This is a genomic window from Leclercia sp. Marseille-Q4284 (genome assembly GCF_916618945.1).
Lineage (GTDB): Bacteria > Pseudomonadota > Gammaproteobacteria > Enterobacterales > Enterobacteriaceae > Enterobacter > Enterobacter tamurae.
Genome location: NZ_CAKAKG010000002.1, coordinates 789,292 through 812,770, shown reverse-complemented (window position 1 = coordinate 812,770; position 23,479 = coordinate 789,292). Strand labels below are relative to the sequence as shown.

Sequence of the window (23,479 nt, the reverse complement as noted above, 5' to 3'; positions counted from 1 at the left end):
GACTTAATTCCCGACGGTCTCTGCTGCACCTACGGTTGCCTGCGCTTTTTGTTCTTCGGTTTTCATTAAAGAACGCTCATAAGCACGCAGGAACGGTAAATACATCACCGCCGACATGACCATACAAATGACGCACATCACCACCGGACTGAGAGCCCAGTTTGCCGCCCAGGAGGCACCAATTGGCGCTGGAGTCGTCCACGGCGTCAGCGAGACGACCTGGGCCAGCCAGCCGAGTTTGGTGGCGGTATACGCCAGACAGGCGTTGATCATCGGCACGAACACGAACGGAATAAACAGCATCGGGTTCATGATGATCGGCGCCCCGAACAGAATAGGTTCGTTGATATTAAAGAAACTTGGCACAACGCCCATTTTGCCGATGGTACGCAGATGAGTCACGCGACTGCGCAGCAGCAGGAAGGCCAGCGGCAGGGTTGAGCCCACGCCACCAATCAGCAGGTAGTGATCCCAGAAGCCCTGCAGGTAGACGTGCGGCAGCGCAGCACCGGCAGCCAGTGCGGCCTGGTTGGCAGAGAGGTTAGCCATCCAGAACGGGTTCATGATGCCGGTGACAATCAGCGCGCCGTGGATGCCGGCGAACCAGAAGATCTGGCACAGCAAAACGGAGAGCAGAATGGCTGGCAGGGAGTCAGAGGCGGAAACCAGCGGCTCCAGCAGGTGCATAATCGCCTGCGGGATGATCATCCCGGTTTGCGCTTCGATAAACAGGTTCAGCGGGTGCAGCGTACCGATGATCACCACCACCGGGATCAGGATTTCAAACGAGCGCGCCACGCCGGTCGGCACTTCTTTCGGCAGGCGGATGGTGACTTTATGATCCTTCAGCCAGGCGTAAACGCGGGTGGCATAGATGGAGGTGATCAGCGCGGTGAAGATCCCCTGGCCGGACAGATACTGGGTAGAGATTTTGCCGTCGGCATAGGGGGCGGCTACCAGCAGGAACGCCATAAAGGCCAGCAGGCCCGACATCACCGGGTCGAGATTAAACTGACGGCCAAGGCTGGCGCCAATCCCAACGGAGATAAAGAAGGTCATCACTCCCATGCTGAGGTTAAACGGCAGCATCAGCTGTTCGCGGTAGGTCTCGGAGAAATCGAGCCAGCCGCGGGCAAAACTGTTGGTGGTGTCCGCAGAGAACGGCGGGAAGATAAATACCAGCATAAACGAGCCGATGATCATAAACGGCAGCGCGGCGGTAAAGCCATCGCGGATAGCAATCACATACTTCTGCTGGCCCAGTTTGCCTGCCAGTGGCGCAATGGACTGCTCAATGACGGCAACCATAGATTGATATAACGAACTCATGAGAACACCTTCTTAGTGTGCCGCTTCGATGAGCGACAGAGCATAGTCCAGCACTTTATCGCCACGTTGCATTCCGTAATCCATGGTATCGATGGACTGTACGGGTATGCCCTGGGTGGCAGCCTTGTCTGAGAGCGTTTTTAACATGTATTTGACCTGGGGTCCGAGAAGCACGACCTGGTATTGCGGAAACTGTGTATCAAATTCTGAAACACCGTACGCATCGATTTTGACCGGTAAACCGCGTTCGTTCGCGGCTTCGACCATTTTCCGTACCAGCAGGCTGGTGGACATCCCGGCAGAACAGCACAGCATTATCTTGAACATCGACAACCATCCTCAAAATGTAAATAGTTATTGCGGAGGTGATTGGATAACATATGGAAACCGGTTTCCATTGATATAAGACAGAAGTGTGACAGCCATCAAGATCCCTTACTTATGGGGCCTGATTATCAGATTCAGGTCACGAATTTTGGCTGCTTTTGCATCATATGGAGTGGAAACGGAAAATCGGTTTCCATAGAAAACGGAAACAGATATACTCCTGAGTGGCTAGAATATGAGCCGAAGTGGAATCAGGAATTACAGGGGCCTGGAGCGACCTGTCAGGGGATAAAGATGTCTACAATCAACGATGTATCACGTCTGGCCGGGGTGTCCAAAGCCACGGTATCACGGGTGTTGAGCGGGTCGCGCGGCGTGAAGGAAGCCAGCCGCCAGGCCGTACTGAAAGCAGTGGAAGAGCTGAACTACCGGCCAAATGTGATTGCCCAGTCGCTGCTCAGCCAGTCTACCGGCTGTATCGGCGTCATTTGCGCCCAGGACAACATTAACCAGACCACCGGTTACCTGTACGCGCTGGAAAAACACCTCAGCCAGCACCAGAAGCACCTGCTGCTTCGCTTCGCCAACACCAAAGCCGAAGTCATGAGCGCGCTGGATGAACTCTCCTGCGGGCTATGCGATGACATTCTGATTATTGGCGCCCGTTTCCCGCTGCAGATCGATCAGGAGAATGTCATCCTGGTGGATTGCATGGAAACCAACAACGTCAACAGCATCCAGTATGACCATGCGTTTGCCGCGGAAACCGCCTGTAACTTCCTTGCCAGCCAGGGGCGACGCCAGATTGCCCTGATCCACCCGCACGGCAGCGGTTTTGCCGATCAGGTGCTGCTGGGCTACAAGCATGGGCTGGAAAAGAACTTCCTGCCGTTTAATCGCAACCTGGTCTTTATGGACGCCACGTCATCCTCCGTGGCCCTGCAGGAGCTGCTCAATAACGCCAGCACCGTTAATTTCAACGCCTTACTGGTGGCCGACGAACAGGAAGCACAGCGGGTGATCCCCCAGCTGCAGGCGTTCAACAGGTCAGTCCCGGGGGATATCATGGTCTTCAGTCTGGCGGGATCGCTGCATCTGCCGGGCATTCCGACCATTCCGGCGATTGAATACTCGATGGATGCCATGGCGGCACGTATCGTCACCTGGCTGAACGAGAAGACCCAGATGCTGGGTTCGTATGTGCTGCGCGGGGATTTAATTATTCCGGATGTGCGACGCTAAAAAATTAAGGGGGCTGCAGAGCCCCTTAATGCCAAATCAGTAATCCTCCATGCAGTCCACCTGGCTCACGGCATCCCAGTAACCTTCCTGGTTGTTCCGCTCCATCGCCACAACCGCATTTTTGACCAGCATCTGATTGGCCTCAGAGGCCATGATCATCGTCTGCCACTCTTTATCACTTTGCTTGCGTTGCGGGGCACAGGCTTTCTTCACATCTTTCAAAACCGACTGTTTCATCTGTTCTAATTTTACCGGGTCGTTCAGTTCCTGAGCATGAACGAAGGCGGCAAAAAGCAGGCAGACGACCAGGCAAAACAGGTGCGCTGACTTCATGGAAACCTCCGGGAAAACCACACACGTTTATGAAATATATCGTTACATCCGCATTTTTGACCCAAGCCGAAAGTATTAATTTTGCCAATAGTTGCGCTGAGGTATGAATAAGCGTAGCCGCAGAATTTGCCGGACAGGCAAGTCCTAAATAAAAATCTGTGATGACAGGCGACAACCACGCGATAAAGGGTGATGCTGTTCGCAAAGGCAATTTAGCGTTGATTGCACTTACAATTTTTAGCGCGTGTTACGCCAGATTTTGATGTTTTTATCGGCGGCAGAATGTGGGATAGTCGACGTGCAACGTAACGGGAGAATGATATGCAACTGAGTATTACCGACACTATTACTGGACAAGATCAGGAAGAGTTAGAGCAGCAGTTGCGGGTCTATAACAGCCAGTTTATTGATTTTTCCCGCGTGGGGAATGATATCGCCGTGTATGCCCGCGATGAGGGCGGCAAAATGCACGGCGGGCTTATCGGCAACCGTCAGGGTGAGTGGCTGAACATTAAATATCTGTGGGTTAGCGACGAAAAGCGCGGCAGCGGGCTTGGCCGCCAGCTGATGCAGGCCGCCGAAGGCGAAGCCAAACGCCAGGGGTGCCGCCACGCGCTGGTGGATACCTTCAGTTTCCAGGCGCGTCCGTTTTATGAGAAGCAGGGCTATCAGCTGGAGATGACGCTGAACGATTTCCCGTATGCGGGGATCCAGCGTCACTACCTGTCGAAGGCGCTTTAAGCGCCAATACCGCTACCGATCACCGTCAGCGCATGGCGCACGACGCTGTCAGGCGAGAGGGTATGTAACCTCTCGTCATTCCGCATTCGCGAAAAGGGCACCAGCACCAGGCTTAACAGGGTGGTGAAGAGCAGCTCGGGTGCCAGATCGCGGTTCAGTTTTCCCTCCTGCTGCCAGCGTGCGATGGTCTCCAGCATCGCCTGATATTTTTCATCGCCAAACCGGGCCTGCAGATGTGCCCGCAGCACCGGCATTTCCCCTATCACCTCCTGCATCCACAGCGGCGCGAACCAGCGATGCTCGACGGCCAGATCCGCCAGCTTTTTCACCATCAACGTCAGGGCAGTGACCGGATCGTCCGGATGGGCGCTGAAAAGCGTCGCGATGGCGCTGCGAAGCGGCAGAAAACGCTCCTCGATCATCGCATCCAGCAGCTGTTCCCGGGAGTTGAAGTAGTAATGCAGCATCGCCGGCGTTACGCCCGCCTCTTTGGCAATGGCGTTGAGGGAGGTGCGGGCAATCCCCTGACGCGCAAAGAGATCCAGGGCGATATCCAGCAGCTGTTCCCGGCTGGTGGCGGTGGGTTTGCTTCCGCGCGGACGTCCCGGGCGGCGGGCCGGTGGCGTGGGCTCAGAATTATCTTTATGTGCTGACATGCGCGGAGGATCCCTTGACCTGATTCATAACTTCATTAAATATTAATTACCCAATTAATTAATTTCAAGCGGTGTTTTATGGCGTCCGATTCGACAACGCAAACCAAAAACGCGCCCTCCATACGGCTGCTGTTCAGCGCGCTCCTGCTGGTGATGCTGCTTTCGGCCCTCGATCAGACCATTGTCTCCACGGCGCTGCCGACCATTGTGGGTGAGCTGGGCGGGCTGGATAAGCTCTCCTGGGTGGTGACGGCCTACATCCTGAGTTCCACTATCGTGGTGCCGCTGTACGGCAAGTTTGGCGATCTCTTTGGTCGCAAAATCGTACTGCAAATCGCGATTGTGCTGTTTCTGGTGGGCTCGGCCCTGTGCGGGCTGGCGCAGAACATGACCCAGCTGGTGCTGATGCGCGCCCTGCAGGGGCTTGGCGGCGGCGGGCTGATGGTGATCAGCATGGCAGCCGTGGCCGATGTTATTCCGCCAGCGGATCGCGGCCGCTATCAGGGGCTGTTCGGCGGGGTCTTCGGTCTCGCGACAGTCATTGGCCCGCTGGTCGGCGGTTTTCTGGTGCAGCACGCCTCCTGGCGCTGGATTTTCTATATCAACCTGCCGCTGGGGGTGTTTGCCCTGCTGGTGATCGGCGCGGTCTTCCAGGGCAGCGCGAAGCGCAATAAGCATGAGATCGACTATCTGGGGGCGATTTACCTCAGCATGGCGCTGCTGTGCATCATTCTGTTTACCAGTGAAGGGGGCACGGTGCGCGAGTGGAGCGACCCGCAGCTGTGGTGCATTCTGGCCTTTGGCCTGACGGGTATCGCCGGGTTTATCTACGAAGAGCGTCTGGCGTGGGAGCCGATTATTCCGCTGTCGCTGTTCCGGGACCGTAGCTTCCTGCTGTGCAGCCTGATTGGTTTTATTATCGGTATGTCGCTGTTTGGCTCGGTGACCTTCCTGCCGCTCTATCTGCAGATTGTTAAAGAGGCCACTCCGACCGAGGCCGGTTTACAGCTGATCCCGCTGATGGGCGGCCTGCTGCTGACCTCGATTATCAGCGGCCGTATTATCAGCCGCACCGGGAAGTACCGCCTGTTCCCAATCATCGGCACCCTGTTGGGCGTGATCGGGATGACGTTGCTCACCCGGATCACCATTGATTCGCCGGTCTGGGAGCTGTACCTGTTTACCGGCGTGCTGGGGGCCGGGCTGGGTCTGGTGATGCAGGTCCTGGTGCTGGCGGTGCAGAACAGCGTGTCTGCGGATCAGTATGGGGTAGCGACCTCCGGCGTAACGCTGTTCCGCTCCATTGGCGGGGCGATTGGCGTGGCGCTGTTTGGCGCGGTCTTCACCCACGTGTTGCAGTCGGGCCTGATGGCGCGGATACCCGAGGGCACCGAACTGCCGCGGGAGCTGAACCCTGTTGCGATTCACCATCTGCCTGACGCCCTGCGTCTCGACTATCTGGACGCCTTTGGCTCCGCCATTCATGCGGTATTCCTGATGGCCGCAGGGATTATGGTGCTGGCCTTTGTGCTGTCGTGGTTTTTACGCGAGACGCCGCTGCGCAAGCGGGAGGCGTAAGGTTAGCGATTCCGCTAATTGTTGCGAGTCGCTTTCCGAATCTGAACGGCCAGGCTTGTCTTCCTTAACGCTGCTGGCGCATGCTTTGAGCTGGTCAATAAACCAGCAGAGGTTGCAATGGAACGCAAAGCAAAACTGTTCAAAAAGGGACGAAATCAGGCAGTTATCCTGCCTGAAGAGTTCGCGTTTGATACAGAGAGCGTCTGGATCCGGCGAGATGAGGAGGGGAATGTCGTTTTGACGGCAAAACCTACTCAGAAAAAAACCTGGGATGAATTTTTCAGGATGCTGGAAAACACGACCGTACCTGATTCATTTCTAAGTCCGGAAGAAAGAAATCAGAGTATGTCAAAGAGGGATCCTCTGGATGGAGTTCAGGCATGAGGCCTGAACCTCAACGCCCGGTGGCGCTACGCTTACCGGGCCTACAGTAGTTTTCCCTGTAATTACGTAGGCCGGGTAAGCGTAGCGCCACCCGGCAATACCCGCATATAACTTATCCTTCTTATTGATGCCATTTCGTTTTTTAGCCTGCCGCTGCGTTGCCGATATAGTCGATAAAACAGTTATCAAAAGGATATGACGGGTGAAACTTCGATTGGGTGCGCTTCTCCTCGCTGGCCTGCTGCTGGCGGGCTGTGATCAAAACGGCAGCGATGCCAAACATATCAAAGTCGGCGTGATTAACGGCGCCGAGCAGGACGTGGCAGAAGTCGCTAAAAAAGTGGCGAAAGAGAAGTTCGGCCTTGATGTCGAGCTGGTGGGCTTTAGCGGCTCGCTGCTGCCAAACGATGCGACAAGCCACGGCGAACTGGACGCTAACGTCTTCCAGCATCGTCCGTTCCTGGCAGAAGACAACAAGGCACATGGCTACAAGCTGGTGGCCGTCGGTAATACCTTTGTGTTCCCGATGGCGGGTTATTCCCGCAAGATCAAATCGGTGACGGAGCTGAAGGACGGCGCAACTATCGCCATCCCGAACGACCCGACCAACCTGGGCCGCGCGCTGTTGCTGCTGCAAAACGAAAAGCTGATCGCCCTGAAACCGAACGTCGGTTTGCTGCCAACGGCGCTGGATATCACCGCCAATCCGAAAAAGCTGAACATTATGGAGCTGGAAGGGGCGCAGCTGCCGCGCGTGCTGGACGATCCGAAAGTGGATGTGGCGATTATCAGCACTACCTATCTCCAGCAAACCGGGCTCTCGCCGGTGCATGACAGTGTCTTTATCGAAGATAAAAACTCGCCGTACGTGAATATCGTCGTGACGCGGGAAGACAACAAAGATGCGGAAAACGTGAAGGAGTTTATTCAGTCGTATCAGTCGCCAGAAGTGGCGAAGGCAGCAGAGACGATCTTTAACGGCGGGGCAGTGCCGGGCTGGGAATAGAATAAATGCGGGGCGCTAGCGATCTTCCCGGCAATGCCAGAGGTCGAGAATATAGAGCGTAGTGCCCCGTATTTCATAGTGCATTTCATATTCATCAAAAAACATTTTTCTGACTTCTCGCGGTGCGTAACGGGGCAGAAATACGCCCATTGCAGGGCAATCACCGAGGCTTGTTGTCCCCTCGATAAGCCTGTCGAGCACGTTATTGGCATGTTGACGGCTATATTGCAGTGCAAACTGGTAAATCCTTTCAAGATCGTCCTGAGCTTTCCGTGTCCAGAATATTTCCATGAATTACTCTTTTTTCAGGCGTGCCGCAAAATCCAGGATCTCTGAGTGACTTACTACCCGTCCGGCATCAACGTCAGCCAGCCCTCTCAGGATATCGTTATGACGACGTTCACGTTCTGCCAGCATGAACGTTAACGCCTCTTTGATGATCCAACTTTTTGAGCGATCCAGTTCCTGGGCCAGTTTTTCAATAGCCAGTGCCAGTTCTACAGGAATTTGTGCACTGATGGTCTGTTTAGCATGCGATGGCATGGTTGACCTCACTTAATAACAGTTAATAACTTTTATTAATTTAGCACAGGACTGCAGAAATCCGCATTACGAAAAGCACTCCTTATAATTGGCCCGATCCCATCGCTGAATGCCCTTTTGCCCACATCCTGTCGCCTGCCCTCCGGCTATGCTTTTCGCATACTAACCGGAGAACAGCCCATGAACATTACCCACATTCGCAACGCGACGCAGCTCATTACCTACGCCGGAAAACGCTTTCTGATTGACCCGCTGCTGGCACCCAAAGACGCTTACCCTGGTTTCCCCGGCACCGCCCGGGCGGAGATCCGCAACCCGACGGTGGAGCTACCCTGCGCGGTGGAAAGCCTGCTGGATGTCGATGCGGTAATCGTCACCCATACCCATGCCGATCACTGGGATCAACACGCCATCGAGCGGATCGCCAAAGAGATGCCGATCTTTGTCCAGCACGACGATGACGCGCAGCTGCTGCGCAGCCAGGGCTTCCGCAATCTGACCGTTTTGACGGACAACACGCCATTTGGCGCGATCCAGTTGAGCAAAACCCACGGCGGTCAGCACGGCACCGACCGCGCTTACGCGGTGCCTGAGCTGGCGGAGATGCTCGGTGAGGCGTGCGGCGTGGTGTTTCGCCATCCCGAAGAAAAAACGCTGCTGATTGCAGGCGACACCATTTTGCGCCCGCAGGTCGCCGACGAACTGCAAAAGCTGCAGCCGGATGTGGTGGTGCTCAACGCCGGGTACGCGCATGTGATTGGCTTCGGGCCCATCATTATGGGCGCGGAAGATGTGCTGAATGTGCACTTCCTGCTGCCGCAGGCAAAACTTGTCGCCGTCCATATGGAAGCGATCAACCACTGCCTGCTGACGCGCAGTGCACTGCGGGAATATGTGGACGCCAACCAGATGGGTGAGGCGGTGATCATTCCCCAGGACGGGGAAAGCGTTATAGTCTGAACAGCATCAGGGCAAAGGAGAATAATGTGAAGCTAACAACAGTGGCGATTGTCGCCGTCGACGGGTTCAGCCCCTTTCACTACTCCGTGCCCTGCATTTTGTTTGGCGATAGCGTATCGGGTAAAAAGCGCTTTAACGTGACGATCTGCGCCGAAAACCCAGGGTTATTGACCTCCCGGGAGGGTTTCGCCCTCAATGCCACGCACGATTATTCCGCCATCAGGCAGGCCGACATCGTGGTGGTGCCTTACTGGGCTCATGTGCTTGAGCGCCCGCCGCAGACGTTACTCGACAGCCTGGTGCAGGCCAGAGACAACGGGGCGGAAATCGTCGGCCTGTGCCTGGGATCGTTTGTTCTCGGATACGCCGGCATTCTGAACGGCAAACGGGCAGCGACCCACTGGGAGTTTGAGCGCCAGTTCCAGTCGCTGTTCCCGGCGGTGCAGCTGGATATCAACGCCCTGTACGTCGATGACGACAACATTATCACCTCTGCTGGCACTGCCGCCGCGCTGGACTGCTGCCTGTATATCATCCGTCAGCGCTTTGGCAGCGTGGTCGCCAATCAGATTGCCAGGCGGATGATTGTGCCGCCGCACCGCGAGGGCGGGCAGGCGCAGTTTATCGCCCAGCCGGTGCCGGAAACGACCCGCGATGCGCGGATTAACAACCTGATCGATTATCTTCAGCATAATATCAGCCAGCCGCTGAACCTGGATGCGCTGGCAGAGAGCGTGGCGATGAGTCGCCGCACGCTGGCCCGCCATTTTATGAAAGCCACCGGAATGAGCGTCGTCTCGTGGATCACCGCCGAACGCCTGCGGCGTAGCCAGCTGCTGCTGGAGAGCAGCAATCTGCCCGTTGAGGCGGTGGCGGAGCAGGTGGGGTATCTTTCCGCCGTGACCCTGCGCCAGCAGTTTAAGGCCCGCTTTGGTGTCAGCCCGGCGGAGTGGCGTAAAACTTTCCGCACGCAGAGTCAGGCCGGGTAGCGCAACATTTACCCCAGCTTCTCCATCCTCGTCTCCCCCTCCACCATCGACAGCTGATACAGCGAAAACGATCGGTGCTTTTCAATCAGCGTCGCCAGTTCCGGCGAGTGGCTGGTGAGCCAGATCTGCGAGTAACGGCTGGCCTCGGCAATCAGGCTCGCCAGCGCGGGCAGCATCTGCGGATGCAGGCTGTTTTCCGGTTCGTTGAGGGCGATAAACGCGGGCGGACGCGGGCTTAACAGCGCCACCGCCAGACAGAGAAAACGCAGCGTGCCGTCGGAGAACTCCGCGGGCTCCAGCGGTCGGCTTAAGCCTTCGCGCTGCATCATCATGCGAAAACGCCCCCCGGTATTGTCGCTGTAAAACACGCAGCCGGGGAACGCCTGGTCGAGGATGCGCATCAGCAGCAGCTCGTCGCCAATCTCGACGATGGTCTGAAAGGCCGCGGCCAGATTGGCACCGTCGCTGGCCAGCACCGGGGAACGGAACCCCACCTGCGGGGCACGGATCGCCGAGCCGGATGAGACGGAAAACTCATGATAAAAGCGCCAGTTACGCAGGGACTCGCGCATCTGCGACACCTCCGGATAGAGGTGCGGCTCCCCCAGCTGCCCGAACACCGATTCGTTCTCATACAGCGTGCCGCTGTGGGTCACCTTTTCGTGATGCACGTTATTGAGAAACACGGCCTGATTCTTGCGCTTCATCAGCTGTGATGACGGGCGTCGGTGCTGGCCACTCAGCCAGATAGACTCCTCTTTGATCACCGGATCGAGCTGAAACTGCGAGGGATAAGGCAGCTTCTCGACAAAGCCCACCTGCAGTTCATATTCGTAGGTCTCTGTTTCCACCGCCAGGTTCATGCGCCTGAGCTGGTCGCTGCGGGTTTTACCTGCCCAGAAGACCTTTAAAATCCCGCCCTCATTGGCCAGCGCCTGGGAAAACTGCCCCTGTGCCGCGCTGTGCATCAGGTGGATCGCCTTGTAGATATTGGATTTTCCGGTGCCGTTCGGGCCGAAAACGATATTGAGCTGCTGCAGATCCAGCGACAGGTCGCGAATCGAGCGATAGTTTTGAATGTGTAGGGTGTTGATCATCGGCGTACCCACTTTTGCGGACTAAACCTGTACAGAGTTACAGTGTTTCAGGCAAAGTGCAAAAAAAAAGACGACAGTGAGGTGTCGTCTAAACGGGGTAGTGCTTCGGGCCTCTCAGGGTCAATGGGGCCTCGCGTTTGACATTCAGATTACGGCCAGTCGCAAACCCAGATCGTCAGGATAGGGATCAAAGTAGTTTTGCGTCATCAGATACCGGTCAGGGTATTCGGCCAGATAATGTTTCAGCAGCGTCAGCGGGGCGAGAATGGGCAGTAATCCGTCACGATAATGCAGGATCACGTCGCGCAGTTCACCGCGCTGGCGGCTGTTCAGTTGGTTACGGAAATAGCCCTGAATATGCATCAGGACGTTAGTGTGGTTTTTCCGCGAAGCCGGTTTACTGAGGATCATCATCAGTTTTTCGCGGTACGCCTCGAAGAAAGCGTCCAGGTCTTCCCACTCGTGCAGCGAGGCGACGAACGGCCCGATCTCGCGATAGCCCGCCTGATGGTGCGCCAGCAGCTGGAGTTTGTACCGGCTGTGGAAGTCCAGCAGCGCGCGGCGCGTCAGGCCCTGTGCCCGCAGCGTATTCAACTCATGGAGAGCGAAAACCCGCTCGACAAAATTCTCACGCAGCACCGCGTCGTGCAAGCGTCCATCTTCCTCTACCGGCAGCCACGGCCATTTCTCAAGCAGGGCGGCGGTGAACAGCCCGACACCCTCCTTGCGTCCCGCGTTACCCTTTTCATCGTACAGCCGCACGCGCTCCATGCCGCAGCTTGGCGATTTGGCGCAGACGATAAATCCGCAGAGATCGCCCATTTTCGGCACATAACCCGCCGCAAAATCGGCCATTTTTTGGGTAACGTCTTCATGAGGCGCTTTGCTGAAGCGCATCTGCGTCTCACCGCTGGCGGTCTTCGTCAGACGCAGAGCCGGACGAGGCGTCGGCAGGCCGATCGCCATTTCCGGACACACAGGCCGGAAGTTGACCCATTCGGCCAGCTCATCCATGACAAAGCCCATACGCTTATGCCCGCCGTCGAAGCGAACGGCGGAACCGGTCAAACATCCGCTAATACCCAGCACAGGTTTCGTTGTCATGATGCGCACCTCCAGAGTCATACTCTAAAAGTTACACAAAATGATTATTTTGTCCAAGTATTGACGAATATATTTTTTATTTTGTATAGATATCAGCAGCTTTTAGCTGCCCTTATAGGTCGAGTAACCGTACTGGCTCAGCAGCAACGGAATGTGCAGTTTTTCGTTGGTGCGGGTGACGGTAAACAGCACCGGGATCTCAGGGAAGAATGACTCCAGCTTGTTGCCGTGGAAATACTCTGCCGTTTTGAAGGTCACTTTATAGACGCCAGGCTGCATATCCTGATCCGCCGGGTAGAGCGACTTGATGCGGCCGTCCTGGTCAGTTTTGCCGCTGGCGAGCGGGGTCCATTTATCCTGCTGCTGCTTTTCCAGCGTAACGGTCACGCCAGGTGGTGGCGTGCCGGTTTGCTGGTCAAGGATATGCACGCTCAGGGTGCCGGCAGGGGCGGCGCCAAAGGCGACAGGGGCAAAGGCCATGGAGGCGAGGATCAGCAGAGGGGCAGTTTTTTTCATCGTGTTTTCCTGTGGAGTGATAAGTCACAGGAAAACGTTAGCATTTGCCGCGCAGGAAAATATTCAACTTTTCGTGAAGATTCCCGCAGGAGAAAATAATCAGAGGATAATCACCTCAAGGGCAACCTGCTGCTGCCACTGTTCCACCTGTTTTCGGCGCACGGCGGTGAGTTTACCGCTGGTGACCAGCAGCCACTGGCGGTCCGGGAAAATCTCCGGTGCCAGCGCGGCAGGGGGAATGGGCAGCAGGTTGATGCGGTGGCCCTGGCCGGTGCGGGCTAAGGCTTCGAGCCAGATTTCGCACGGGTCGTTCAGGTGCCAGCCGCTGAGCAGGAGGTTGTCGCCCGGCGCTTTTTTATCGGCTTCAAGGCAAAACGAGGTGTAGGCGATGATGATGCCATCGAGGATCTCGCGCAGGGTCATGGCGGCGGGAACGTTGGCCGAGACCAGGCTGCGCAGGGGACGTAACACGTTCACGACCAGCTCCGGGCGCGGATACTCGCGACCGGCATCGTAAATCATCTGGCGCAGGGATTCGATTTTGCCGGCCTGCAGACGTTCCAGCATGGTCTGCTGCAGCGTTTGCCAGTTGTTGGTCCGGCCCGGGGCAGGACGCTCCAGCAGCGGCTTTACCTGGCCTATCGGGACGCCTTTTTTCACCCAGTCGAGGATTTTTAACGCCTGCTGGACGTCCTCGTCGCTGTACTGGCGATGACCGCCCTCGGTGCGCAGCGGCTTGAGTAAACCGTAGCGACGCTGCCACGCCCGCAGCGTGGTAGGGGTGATCCCACTAAGTCTGGCGAATTCGCCAATGGAGTATGCCATGTCTGCGTCCGAAGAGGATTAATCTCAATATTCTACGAATATTTTCCGATGGGATGAAGCGCCAGAGCGCTGCACTACACTTTAATTCCAAACGTGCAAAATGACAGGAGTTCTCATGAAACTATGGCCCGTTGTGACCGGTGTTGCCATTGCGCTGACCCTGGTGGCCTGCAAATCCCCTACGCCGCCAAAAGGCGTGCAGCCGATTAAGAACTTTGACGCCAGCCGCTATCTGGGCAAGTGGTATGAAATCGCACGTCTGGAAAACCGCTTCGAACGCGGTATGCAGCAGGTGACTGCCACCTATGGCAAGCGCAGCGACGGCGGGATCAGCGTGCTTAACCGGGGCTATGATCCGGTGAAACGCAAGTGGAGTGAGAGCGAGGGTAAAGCCTATTACACCGGCGAGCCAACCACCGCAGCGTTGAAGGTGTCGTTCTTCGGCCCGTTCTACGGCGGTTATAACGTGATCAAGCTGGACGATGACTACCAGTACGCGCTGGTCAGTGGCCCGGATCGCGACTATCTGTGGATCCTGTCGCGTACGCCAACCATTCCGGATGCGGTGAAGCAGGATTACCTCAATACCGCGCGCAGCCTGGGCTTCCGGGTTGATGAGCTGGTATGGGTGAAACAGTAAAGATCGTGCTTTCGTCCTGGGGAAATGTGCGGGCAGGGGAATAGACTTGCGTCATGGGCACACGGGAGATGACATATGCACTGGCAACCCTTTCGCGGCACCGCGCCGACCACCATGACCCTCTACAGCGCGTCCTTTCCCGATGTCAGCGACAACTGGCCGATGAAAGACGAAGTGACGCGCGAGCTGAACGCCGTCGATCGCGCCTTAAAAGCGGACCCGCAGCTGATGCCGCCTGTTATCGAGAAGGATGCCAATGGCGAGAAGACGATAAAGTGCCAGCACCGCTGGTCTGAAGAGGCCTTTGCGACACGGCCCGCCGTCGTCGCCTGGCGTACCCGGCTGGTGCCGACGGCGCTGGCCCTGTACGCCATCCAGAATCCGCTGGATGAACATCTCCCCGACGGCACCCGGATGGACAGCCGCAGCCGCCAGTGGTTTATCCACGCCAACGATGCCATCGGCATCCGTTCCCGCGCGAAGGTGCTCTCCGTGCTGGCGGAACAGTACCTGCATAACGACATCGACAACGTCTGGGTCAGTCTCGCCAGCGGGGCGGCCGTCCCGGTGCTGGAGGCGCTGCGCGGCGCCCATCTGGACGGGCAAAAAGTGCATCTAACGCTGGTGGATTACGATCCCGTCTCCCTGCGCTGGGCAGAGAAAATGACCGCTGCCGAAGGGCTGAGAGTAGGGGAGCAGGTGACCATATTGCAGCGCGATCTGAAAGAGAGTCTGATCCACAGCGATAAACTGATACAGGAGCTGGGCGAAGGTAAGGTCGAGCTGGTGGACGCGCTGGGGATCTTCGAATACTTCAACGACACAGAAGCGGTGACTTTCCTGAAACATGTCCTGCGCCTGATTAAACCCGGCGGGGCGCTGATTATCTCGAACATGCTCACCAGCAGCCCGCAGATTGATTTCGCCCTGCGCTGTATCGGCTGGACGCCCATCTTCCCGCGCACCTTGCAGCAGCTGCAGAATATTCATCTCGCGGCAGGGATCCCGCCGGAAAACGTCACGGTGATCGTGCCGAAAGACGGGGTGTATGCGGTGATGGAGGTGCGGGTTTAGGTTTCCTCTCCCGTCGGGAAAAGGTAATCGTTAACGCTTGATTAAGATCTATTGCCCTATCATGATCGCATTATGAAAATCGAAACCGCAGTTCCCTCACAATTTGAACGTCTCGTCGCGATCTGGGAGTCCTCCGTTCGTGCCACTCACCACTTTCTGCAGGAGAGCGATATCGCGGCTTTACGCCCGTTATTACTCAACGCTTATCTGCCAAATTTAAACGTTGTTATTGCCCGGGATGAAACCGGCACCATTCACGGCTTTTTGGGCGTGGACGAAAACCGCATTGAAATGCTGTTTGTCGACGATGCGAGCCGGGGAAAAGGCGTTGGCTCGCTGTTGTTGAAGTACGCTATTGACCATCTCGGCGCTAACGAGGTGGACGTTAACGAGCAAAATCCGCAGGGCGTGGGGTTTTATCAGCATATGGGGTTTGTGCAGATCGGGCGGTCAGAGCTGGACGGGCAGGGAAATCCGTTCCCGTTGCTGCATATGCGGTACAAGAGTTAATCGTCGCACAATCTACTCCCTCGCCCCTTTGGGGAGAGGGTTGGGGTGAGGGGAACACATCGCAACGCCGGGTGGCGGCTTCGCCTTACCCGGCCTACAAAACCTGCATGGAGCGAACGTTACGCAGCGGCGAGCGCGCCTTCAATGCCTTTCAGCTTTTGCTGCGCCAGCTTTAACTCGTCTAACAGCTTCTTCTCATGTGGGCTGTGCGCCATCACCACGATGCAGCCGTCCATAACTTTTACCGTCACTTTATCTCCGGTATCAAACCCCGCCGCACGCAGCCATTTGCCAGAAAGGATCAGGTTTGGCGTACTGCGATCGAGACCTTGCGGGCGATATCCCACAATTAATGTACGCTCAGTTCCGGTTGCGGTGGTGTCTGGGGTAGAATGCGAATCAGCCATAATCAACTCCTTGATAGTTGGTGAGGTTAGACGCTCCGGTGTGTTCGAGCACACTGGGGCGTTAATAAAATCGGAGGTTTAGGTGGCCTCCTAATTTGAGTTAGAGTAGATGGATAGGTGGCCCCATGTCAATCATAGCGCGCGAAAAAAAACCAAAAGGCGGTGGGCAATCCCCGCAGTTTAAAATGCGTATTGATCCGGCATTGAAGGAGCAATTGGATGCTGTGGCTGCGGAGGAGGGGGTTAGTCTCGCCAGCTGGTTGAAGGAACTGGCGAGAGAGGCTTTGCGGACAAGGGATATCAAGCCTAAGGGATGATTTTTTACTCTGTTTTCAATATTTGCTTTCCTAAATAGAAAAGTAGATAACTAACTATCGAACCGATTAAAAAAATAAACATTAAAAGGATGGTTTTAATTATTCTTTCATGATCTTCGTAAAATGAAGCTAAATATGATGAAGTGCCAAAGTGAACATCTCCGTATTCAATTTTTGCAATTTGCAATTCATTTCCAATTCTAATTGCGTTTTTATCAAAATCATTACTTTTAGCCCAAGCCCATACTCTATAATTACCACCTTGTCTTATGGATGGTATATTTAAGCGAGTTAATGCATCAGGCTTCTCAATTTTTTCTCTTTTATCATCTATAATCATTACCAAAACTTTCTCAGGATAATCAATATATATATCTTTTGCTGAGGCGTCCCCTGAGTTATGTACACTTATAAAAATCAGCCTTTTATATTCGTCTAGACCATTCTGAAAGGGCGGATTAAAAGGAGTCAATATAGATTTGATAACTTCTTTAACAAATTTTGATTTTTCTATAAATTCAGCATCTTTCGAAATACTGTCAATGCGGTCGTAAATTTTCTCATAATCCGATTCTTTAAGGGTACGCCTCATAAGATCATCATACTGGGGTGGTGTATAAAAAATATTATCAGTCACATAAGCTGAAAGATATGGTACCGGTTTATCAATATTATATAGACCTAAGAAAGCGCTAATTAGCCCTGCCGCTATAGAAACAATATGGTTGAGACTGTTAAGCTTCATGTAACCTCTTCCGTAAGAACAAGTCAAAAATCAAATTATTTTTATATCAGATTTTTTAACGTAAGAATATCTTGGTAAGAAAATCTCGTTCTGAAAATTACTGGTAAGGATGAAGAGAAAATAAAAATCAGCAGCATTGATTAAGGATATGCATATGCAATTTTGGCGGAAGATCACAGGAGTCGAACCTGCCCAGGACCGCTGGCGGCCCCAACTGGATTTGAAGTCCAGCCACCTCACCGGAGATGACGATCTTCCGCGCCTCGATTGCTACATGGAGGCGGGGCGCATTATATCTACTTTCAATCATTTACCCCATCTTTTCCCGCACCTATTTCACCCCTTTCTTGACCTGTGTTAAGCCCTCCAGCCTAAACCTTAAGAAAATCCTCAGGTTACATTTTCCGCCGCCGCACTTTTACCGCGATCACAAAAAACAAGAAACGTAAAAACGTAACCAGAAAACGCAATACCTGCCCGTGGGTGAATGGTTTACAAAAACTGTAACCGGTCTCAGCGCCCTACGCGTGAAGGAAGCACAATGAAAAGCGAAGTCTTGTCCGTCAAAGAGAAAATTGGTTACGGCATGGGTGACGCCGCAAGTCACATCATCTTCGACAACGTCATGCTCTACATGATGTTCTTCTACACCGATATCTTCGGTATCCCCGCCGGGTTCGTCGGCACCATGTTCCTGCTGGCGCGTGCGCTTGATGCCATCTCCGACCCCTGCATGGGGCTGCTTGCCGACCGCACCCGCAGCCGCTGGGGGAAATTCCGCCCGTGGATCCTGTTCGGCGCCATCCCGTTTGGTCTGGTCTGCGTGCTGGCCTACACCACGCCGGACCTCAGCCTGAACGGCAAAATGATCTACGCCGCCGTCACCTACACCCTGCTGACCCTGCTCTATACCGTGGTCAACATCCCTTACTGTGCGTTGGGCGGTGTGATCACCAACGACCCGACGCAGCGCATCTCCCTCCAGTCCTGGCGCTTTGTGCTGGCGACGGCGGGCGGCATGCTCTCCACGGTGCTGATGATGCCGCTGGTGAATCTGATTGGCGGCGAGGATAAAGCGCTCGGCTTCCAGGGCGGCATCGCGGTGCTGTCGGTGGTGGCCTTCCTGATGCTGGCGTTCTGCTTCTTCACCACCAAAGAGCGCATCCAGGTGCCGCCGAGTACCACCTCCATGCGCGAAGATCTGCGCGACATCTGGCAGAACGACCAGTGGCGCATCGTTGGCCTGCTCACCATCCTCAACATCCTCGCCGTCTGCGTTCGCGGCGGCGCGATGATGTATTACGTCACCTGGATCCTCGGCTCGCCGGAGCTGTTCGTCGCTTTCCTCACTACCTACTGCGTCGGCAACCTGATCGGCTCCGCGCTGGCGAAACCGCTCACCGACTGGAAGTGCAAAGTCAGCGTCTTCTGGTGGACCAACGCCCTGCTGGCGGTGGCGAGCGTGGCGATGTTCTTCGTGCCGATGCAGGCCAGCATCACCATGTTTGGCTTTATCTTCGTGATTGGCGTGCTGCACCAGCTGGTAACGCCGATCCAGTGGGTAATGATGTCCGATACCGTCGATTACGGCGAGTGGACCAACGGCAAACGCCTCACCGGCATCAGCTTTGCGGGCACGCTGTTCGTGCTCAAGCTGGGCCTGGCCCTGGGCGGGGCGTTAATCGGCTGGATGCTGGCAGGCGGCGGCTACGATGCCGCAGCCAAAACCCAGAACAGCGCCACCATCAGCATCATCATCGCCCTGTTTACCCTGGTCCCGGCGGCGTGTTACCTGCTGAGCGCGGTGATCGCCAAACGCTACTACAGCCTGAAAACGCCATTCCTGATGAAAATCATGAACGACCTGGCGCAGGGCGCGCGTCGTAATCAGCAGGAGTTCAACACCCTGCCGGTCAGCAAAGAATTGCAGAACTAAGAGGACGAAAGCATGAAAATCAGTGACGGAAACTGGCTTATCCAACCGGGTCTGAACGTGACCTACCCGGTGCAGGTGTTTGATGTGGAGCAGCAGGGCAACGACCTGGTGGTCTATGTCGCCCCGCGCGACGTGCGCGAGCGCACCTGGCAGCTCGACACCCTGATGTTCACGGTGCGCCTGTTTGCGCCGCAGGAGGGGATTGTCGGGGTGCGCATCGAGCACTTCCAGGGCGCGCTGGATAACGGTCCACACTATCCGCTCAACGTCCTGAAAGAGGTCAACGTGCAGATTGAAAACAACGCGGAATTTGCCGAACTGAAAAGCGGCAACGTCAGCGTGCGCGTCACCAAAGGCGAGTTCTGGGCGCTGGATTTCCTCAGGGACGGCCAGCGCATTACCGGCAGCCAGCTGAAAAACAACGGCTACGTGCAGGACGGCAACAGCGATCGCAACTACCTGTTCGAGCGTCTGGATCTGGGCGTGGGCGAAACGGTCTACGGCCTCGGCGAGCGCTTTACCGCCCTGGTGCGCAACGGCCAGACGGTCGAAACCTGGAACCGCGACGGCGGCACCAGCACCGAGCAGTCGTACAAGAATATCCCGTTCTACCTCACCAACCGCGGCTACGGCGTGCTGGTGAATCACCCGGAAAACGTCTCCTTTGAAATCGGCTCCGAGAAGGTGTCGAAGGTGCAGTTCAGCGTCGAGGGCGAGTATCTGGAGTATTTCGTCATCGACGGCCCGACGCCGAAAGAGGTGCTCAACCGCTATACCCGGTTCACCGGGCGTCCGGCGCTGCCGCCGGCGTGGTCGTTCGGCCTGTGGCTCACCACCTCGTTTACCACCAACTACGACGAAGCGACGGTGAACAGCTTTATCGATGGCATGGCCGAGCGCGACCTGCCCCTGCACGTCTTCCACTTCGACTGCTTCTGGATGAAGGCCTTCCAGTGGTGCGATTTCGAGTGGGACCCGGTGACTTTCCCGGATCCGGAGGGGATGATCCGCCGCCTGAAGGACAAAGGGCTGAAGGTCTGCGTGTGGATCAACCCATACATCGGGCAGAAATCACCGATCTTTAAAGAGCTTAAAGAGAAGGGCTATCTGCTGAAACGCCCGGACGGCTCCCTGTGGCAGTGGGATAAATGGCAGCCGGGGCTGGCGATCTACGACTTCACCAACCCGAAAGCGTGCCAGTGGTATGCCGACAAGCTGAAAGGCCTGGTGGATATCGGCGTCGACTGCTTCAAAACCGACTTCGGCGAGCGCATCCCGACCGACGTGCAGTGGTTCGACGGCTCCGATCCGCAGAAGATGCACAACCACTACGCCTACATCTACAACGAGCTGGTGTGGAACGTGCTGAAAGAGACGGTGGGCGAGGAGGAGGCGGTGCTGTTTGCCCGTTCGGCCTCGGTGGGGGCGCAACAGTTCCCGGTGCACTGGGGCGGCGACTGCTACGCCAACTACGAGTCGATGGCCGAAAGCCTGCGCGGCGGGCTGTCGATCGGCCTCTCCGGGTTCGGATTCTGGAGTCACGATATCGGCGGGTTCGAAAACACCGCCCCGGCGCACGTCTATAAACGCTGGTGTGCGTTCGGGCTGCTCTCCAGCCACAGCCGCCTGCACGGAAGTAAATCCTACCGCGTGCCGTGGGCGTATGACGACGAGTCCTGCGACGTGGTGCGTCACTTCACGCAGCTCAAATGCCGGATGATGCCGTACCTCTATCGCCAGGCGGCGCTGGCCCGTGAGTTCGGTACGCCGATGCTGCGGGCGATGATGCTCGAGTTCCCGGACGATCCGGCGTGTGACTATCTCGACCGCCAGTACATGCTGGGTGATTCGGTGATGGTGGCCCCGGTATTCAGCGAAGCGGGCGACGTGCAGTTCTACCTGCCGGAAGGGCGCTGGACGCATCTGTGGCACAACGATGAAATTCAGGGCAGCCGCTGGCACAAACAGCAGCACGATTTCCGCAGCCTGCCGGTCTACGTGCGCGACAACACCCTGCTGGCACTGGGTAACAACGATCAGAAGCCGGACTACGCGTGGAATGAGGGCACCGCCTTCCAGCTATTTAACCTGGACGATGACGCCACGGCGGTGAGCGAAGTGCCCGCGGCCAACGGTGCTGTAGCCTTTACCCTGACCGCGACGCGCAACGGCGATACCCTGACGTTAAAAGGGAACGGCGAGGCGCGGAACTGGTCGGTCTGTTTGCGCAATGTGCAGCAGATTAGCGGCGTGAAAGGCGTGTCACATGGCGGAAGCGAGTGGGGCGTGGTGGTGAAAGCGGAGGGGGATGAGGTGGTGATTCATCTCTGAGTCCCCTCACCCTAACCCTCTCCCCATAGGGGAGAGGGAATAGTTAGTGCCCATCTTTAAGCAGGTGAGGACGGGTTTGCTCCCTCTCCCTTTTAGGGAGAGGGCAGGGGTGAGGGTTGTTGCTCAACCGTACTCACCACCCCACCGGCCATCGTCTGTGTGACCTGCTGTTTATCCATATTCACCGCGTTCACCCTGCCGTTAACCGTCGGCTTCAGCGGCGAATCTTTCTGCACGTTACCGCTGGCGGTGAGCTGAATATTGCCATCGCCCGTTACCGGCAGCGCCGGCCAGCCCCACTGCTGGATCACGTTCAACGGCACGCCGCGCCCGGTCAGGTTAATGGTGGTCTGCCGCACCGGCGTCTGCGAGACGCTGGCCTTCGCCTCCAGAATGCCTTTCTCGGTAAAGGCGCTCAGTTCATTGATGGCAATGGTCGAGGCGTTAGCCGTCAGGGAGAGCGACGGACGGCGGACGTCCACGCGGTTGAAGGTCGCAGCCGCGCCGTTCAGGGTAGCGGTACCCGCCCAGACGCCCCACTGGCGATCTTTCGCCAGCTGCAGGTTGGTGCCATAGCCGTCGAGGGCGGTGACCTGCCACGGGAAGGTGGGATCCACGTCGATCACCAGGTTACGGCTCAGGCCGAATTTGCGCAGCGTGACGCTGTGCAGCCATTCCGGCAGAGTCTCCATCCACTGCGTTTTCCAGTTTTCCGGCAGGGTATATTCCAGCCCGGCGACGGCGACATCATCCAGCACCAGCGCTTTACCGCTGCGCAACCAGTTGCCGGAGGTGCGCAGCATCCCGCCTTCCCAGCGCGAGGTGAACTGGCGCAGGGCGATCCCCTGCGGGGAGAATTCGGCATTCAGGATCGGGTCGAACAGGTGCAGCGAGCCGTAGATAAATTCACTGGCGTTCATCGACAGGCGACCATCCTCGCTCTGCCAGTCGCCCTGGCTCAGGGTCAGGTTGCGCAAGCTTAAATCGAGATCCGTCACCGCCCAGTCCGGCCCCTGCAGGCGGGCATCGGTCACGTCTAGGCGGCCAATCTGCAACGACGGCAGGGTGGTGATGGGGGCAAAAAAGTCGGCCAGCGATTTATCGCTCTGCAGGCGAATATCGTTCAGGCGCATGTTGTCCACTTTCCAGCCGCCGTTAGCATCGCGTCGCGCGGTACCGGTGAGCGAGCCCCGCGCCATGTCGGCGCCGATGGTGGTCAGCACCACCTCTTTATCTGTCAGCTCGCCCTCAATCAGCACGTTGCTGGCCGGTACGCCGTTCAGCGTCAGCGACCCGGCGCTAATCTGGATATTGGCTTTTTTACCCAGCACGTTGCCTGCTTCAGGATCCCACGGACGTACGCCGCCGGTGACCTTCTGCGCGCTCAGATCCCACGCGGTATTGGGGCTGTTAAACGCCATGTTGTTCAGCAGCAGACGATCGGCCTGGAAGGGAAGGGGGGCAGTCTGCGGCGAGAGGTTCAACGTGCCGTCAAACAGGGTGATGGTATCCATGTGCAGTGGATCGGTGAGCTGGCGGCTGCTCACGCCGATATCGACCATTTTCGCCACCAGAGTGGCGGGTTGACCGTCGCGCCCGAAGGTGACGTTTTTCAGCACCAGGTGTGTCGGTGAGGAGAAACGGTGATCCATCAGGTCGAAATTGAGTTCGTAGTCGGTGTTTACCGTGATCCAGCTGCTGACCTGCGCCGCGCCCCAGCGGGTCTGAACCAGGATATAGAGCGCGAGGATCGCAATAAGCAGAACGGCCAGAATACCGACGAGAAGCTTTCCAATAAATTTCATGGTCTTCCATCACGTAAAACGCACATAAAGGAGTTATGCACGATTTATACGCAATGCTCAAGGCTGGAAGGGCGGAATTCTGGG

Annotated in this window: 26 protein-coding genes and 1 tRNA gene; 13 read left to right on the top strand and 14 right to left on the bottom strand. The window is 56.3% G+C overall.

Annotated elements, in window-relative coordinates; translation table 11 throughout:
• Positions 1-3 precede the first annotated feature (3 nt).
• Entirely contained in the window at positions 4-1,329 is a 1,326-nt protein-coding gene (locus LG383_RS18585; protein ID WP_106995599.1) for a PTS sugar transporter subunit IIC, read from the bottom strand.
• A gap of 12 nt (positions 1,330-1,341) precedes the next feature.
• Positions 1,342-1,656: a PTS sugar transporter subunit IIB gene (locus LG383_RS18580; protein WP_032615638.1), complete on the bottom strand. Its 315-nt coding sequence runs from the start codon at positions 1,654-1,656 to the stop codon at positions 1,342-1,344.
• Positions 1,657-1,950: 294 nt separating this feature from the next.
• Between LG383_RS18580 and LG383_RS18575 the strand changes: the two genes are divergently transcribed.
• Positions 1,951-2,898, top strand: coding sequence for a LacI family DNA-binding transcriptional regulator (locus LG383_RS18575; protein WP_166181050.1), 948 nt, complete (start codon positions 1,951-1,953; stop codon positions 2,896-2,898).
• A 36-nt stretch (positions 2,899-2,934) separates the two neighbouring features.
• Here LG383_RS18575 and LG383_RS18570 read toward each other — a convergent pair whose 3' ends face one another.
• Positions 2,935-3,231: a YicS family protein gene (locus tag LG383_RS18570; RefSeq protein WP_225759888.1), complete on the bottom strand. Its 297-nt coding sequence runs from the start codon at positions 3,229-3,231 to the stop codon at positions 2,935-2,937.
• 321 nt (positions 3,232-3,552) lie between these two features.
• On the opposite strand from LG383_RS18570, the gene LG383_RS18565 reads away from it, so the two are divergent.
• Positions 3,553-3,972, top strand: coding sequence for a GNAT family N-acetyltransferase (locus LG383_RS18565; protein ID WP_106995602.1), 420 nt, complete (start codon positions 3,553-3,555; stop codon positions 3,970-3,972).
• Here LG383_RS18565 and LG383_RS18560 read toward each other — a convergent pair.
• Positions 3,969-4,628: a TetR/AcrR family transcriptional regulator gene (locus LG383_RS18560; protein ID WP_225759887.1), complete on the bottom strand. Its 660-nt coding sequence runs from the start codon at positions 4,626-4,628 to the stop codon at positions 3,969-3,971. The genes LG383_RS18565 and LG383_RS18560 overlap by 4 nt on opposite strands.
• Positions 4,629-4,706: 78 nt before the next feature.
• Here LG383_RS18560 and LG383_RS18555 point away from each other — a divergent pair, with 78 nt between their 5' ends.
• From LG383_RS18555 to nlpA, 3 genes are all read left to right on the top strand, one after another.
• Complete coding sequence (locus tag LG383_RS18555; protein ID WP_106995604.1) at positions 4,707-6,206, top strand: MDR family MFS transporter; 1,500 nt, start codon at positions 4,707-4,709, stop codon at positions 6,204-6,206.
• A 117-nt stretch (positions 6,207-6,323) separates the two neighbouring features.
• Positions 6,324-6,590, top strand: a complete 267-nt coding sequence (locus LG383_RS18550; protein WP_225759886.1) for an antitoxin — start codon at positions 6,324-6,326, stop codon at positions 6,588-6,590.
• A 202-nt stretch (positions 6,591-6,792) separates the two neighbouring features.
• Entirely contained in the window at positions 6,793-7,596 is an 804-nt protein-coding gene (gene nlpA / locus LG383_RS18545) for a lipoprotein NlpA (protein ID WP_225759885.1), read from the top strand.
• A gap of 15 nt (positions 7,597-7,611) precedes the next feature.
• Here the strand turns inward: nlpA and LG383_RS18540 are convergent, their stop codons facing one another.
• Positions 7,612-7,887: a type II toxin-antitoxin system RelE/ParE family toxin gene (locus LG383_RS18540; RefSeq protein ID WP_106995608.1), complete on the bottom strand. Its 276-nt coding sequence runs from the start codon at positions 7,885-7,887 to the stop codon at positions 7,612-7,614.
• A 3-nt stretch (positions 7,888-7,890) separates the two neighbouring features.
• Positions 7,891-8,139 carry a CopG family ribbon-helix-helix protein gene (locus LG383_RS18535; protein WP_106995609.1) on the bottom strand — a complete coding sequence of 83 codons (249 nt, stop codon included), beginning with the start codon at positions 8,137-8,139 and terminating at the stop codon, positions 7,891-7,893.
• A 180-nt stretch (positions 8,140-8,319) separates the two neighbouring features.
• Here LG383_RS18535 and LG383_RS18530 point away from each other — a divergent pair, with 180 nt between their 5' ends.
• Complete coding sequence (locus tag LG383_RS18530) at positions 8,320-9,099, top strand: MBL fold metallo-hydrolase (protein ID WP_106995610.1); 780 nt, start codon at positions 8,320-8,322, stop codon at positions 9,097-9,099.
• Between the two features lie 26 nt (positions 9,100-9,125).
• Positions 9,126-10,088: a GlxA family transcriptional regulator gene (locus tag LG383_RS18525; RefSeq protein WP_225759884.1), complete on the top strand. Its 963-nt coding sequence runs from the start codon at positions 9,126-9,128 to the stop codon at positions 10,086-10,088.
• An 8-nt stretch (positions 10,089-10,096) separates the two neighbouring features.
• Here LG383_RS18525 and LG383_RS18520 read toward each other — a convergent pair whose 3' ends face one another.
• The 4 genes from LG383_RS18520 to LG383_RS18505 all read right to left on the bottom strand — a co-directional run bounded on the left by LG383_RS18520 (position 10,097) and on the right by LG383_RS18505 (position 13,630).
• On the bottom strand, positions 10,097-11,185 hold the full coding sequence (locus LG383_RS18520; protein WP_106995612.1) for an AAA family ATPase: 1,089 nt from the start codon (positions 11,183-11,185) through the stop codon (positions 10,097-10,099).
• 144 nt (positions 11,186-11,329) lie between these two features.
• Positions 11,330-12,289 (bottom strand): DUF523 and DUF1722 domain-containing protein, encoded by a 960-nt coding sequence (locus LG383_RS18515; protein ID WP_225759883.1) that lies wholly within the window; start codon positions 12,287-12,289, stop codon positions 11,330-11,332.
• Positions 12,290-12,391: 102 nt separating this feature from the next.
• Positions 12,392-12,805 (bottom strand): hydroxyisourate hydrolase, encoded by a 414-nt coding sequence (gene uraH / locus LG383_RS18510; protein WP_106995614.1) that lies wholly within the window; start codon positions 12,803-12,805, stop codon positions 12,392-12,394.
• A gap of 99 nt (positions 12,806-12,904) precedes the next feature.
• Complete coding sequence (locus LG383_RS18505; protein ID WP_225759882.1) at positions 12,905-13,630, bottom strand: MerR family transcriptional regulator; 726 nt, start codon at positions 13,628-13,630, stop codon at positions 12,905-12,907.
• A gap of 115 nt (positions 13,631-13,745) precedes the next feature.
• On the opposite strand from LG383_RS18505, the gene LG383_RS18500 reads away from it, so the two are divergent.
• The 3 genes from LG383_RS18500 (at position 13,746) to LG383_RS18490 (ending at position 15,854) form a co-directional block, all read left to right on the top strand.
• Positions 13,746-14,270, top strand: a complete 525-nt coding sequence (locus LG383_RS18500; RefSeq protein ID WP_225759881.1) for a lipocalin family protein — start codon at positions 13,746-13,748, stop codon at positions 14,268-14,270.
• Between the two features lie 75 nt (positions 14,271-14,345).
• Positions 14,346-15,344, top strand: coding sequence for a class I SAM-dependent methyltransferase (locus LG383_RS18495; RefSeq protein WP_225759880.1), 999 nt, complete (start codon positions 14,346-14,348; stop codon positions 15,342-15,344).
• A 72-nt stretch (positions 15,345-15,416) separates the two neighbouring features.
• A complete protein-coding gene (locus LG383_RS18490; RefSeq protein WP_225759879.1) occupies positions 15,417-15,854 on the top strand; it encodes an acetyltransferase in 438 nt (145 codons plus the stop codon).
• A 119-nt stretch (positions 15,855-15,973) separates the two neighbouring features.
• On the opposite strand, the gene LG383_RS18485 is transcribed toward LG383_RS18490, so the two are convergent.
• Entirely contained in the window at positions 15,974-16,261 is a 288-nt protein-coding gene (locus LG383_RS18485) for a SymE family type I addiction module toxin (protein WP_225759878.1), read from the bottom strand.
• A 125-nt stretch (positions 16,262-16,386) separates the two neighbouring features.
• Between LG383_RS18485 and LG383_RS18480 the strand changes: the two genes are divergently transcribed.
• A complete protein-coding gene (locus tag LG383_RS18480) occupies positions 16,387-16,578 on the top strand; it encodes a toxin-antitoxin system HicB family antitoxin (protein WP_225759877.1) in 192 nt (63 codons plus the stop codon).
• Positions 16,579-16,582: 4 nt separating this feature from the next.
• On the opposite strand, the gene LG383_RS18475 is transcribed toward LG383_RS18480, so the two are convergent.
• Positions 16,583-17,323, bottom strand: coding sequence for a hypothetical protein (locus LG383_RS18475; RefSeq protein WP_225759876.1), 741 nt, complete (start codon positions 17,321-17,323; stop codon positions 16,583-16,585).
• A gap of 163 nt (positions 17,324-17,486) precedes the next feature.
• Positions 17,487-17,581 (bottom strand) — tRNA-Sec (locus LG383_RS18470).
• Between the two features lie 283 nt (positions 17,582-17,864).
• Between LG383_RS18470 and LG383_RS18465 the strand changes: the two genes are divergently transcribed.
• Together LG383_RS18465 and yicI are read left to right on the top strand one after the other, a co-directional pair.
• Positions 17,865-19,259 carry a glycoside-pentoside-hexuronide family transporter gene (locus LG383_RS18465; RefSeq protein ID WP_225759875.1) on the top strand — a complete coding sequence of 465 codons (1,395 nt, stop codon included), beginning with the start codon at positions 17,865-17,867 and terminating at the stop codon, positions 19,257-19,259.
• A 12-nt stretch (positions 19,260-19,271) separates the two neighbouring features.
• Positions 19,272-21,590 (top strand): alpha-xylosidase, encoded by a 2,319-nt coding sequence (gene yicI, locus LG383_RS18460; RefSeq protein WP_225759874.1) that lies wholly within the window; start codon positions 19,272-19,274, stop codon positions 21,588-21,590.
• 92 nt (positions 21,591-21,682) lie between these two features.
• Here yicI and LG383_RS18455 read toward each other — a convergent pair whose 3' ends face one another.
• Complete coding sequence (locus tag LG383_RS18455) at positions 21,683-23,395, bottom strand: AsmA family protein (RefSeq protein ID WP_225759873.1); 1,713 nt, start codon at positions 23,393-23,395, stop codon at positions 21,683-21,685.
• Positions 23,396-23,479: the final 84 nt, after the last annotated feature.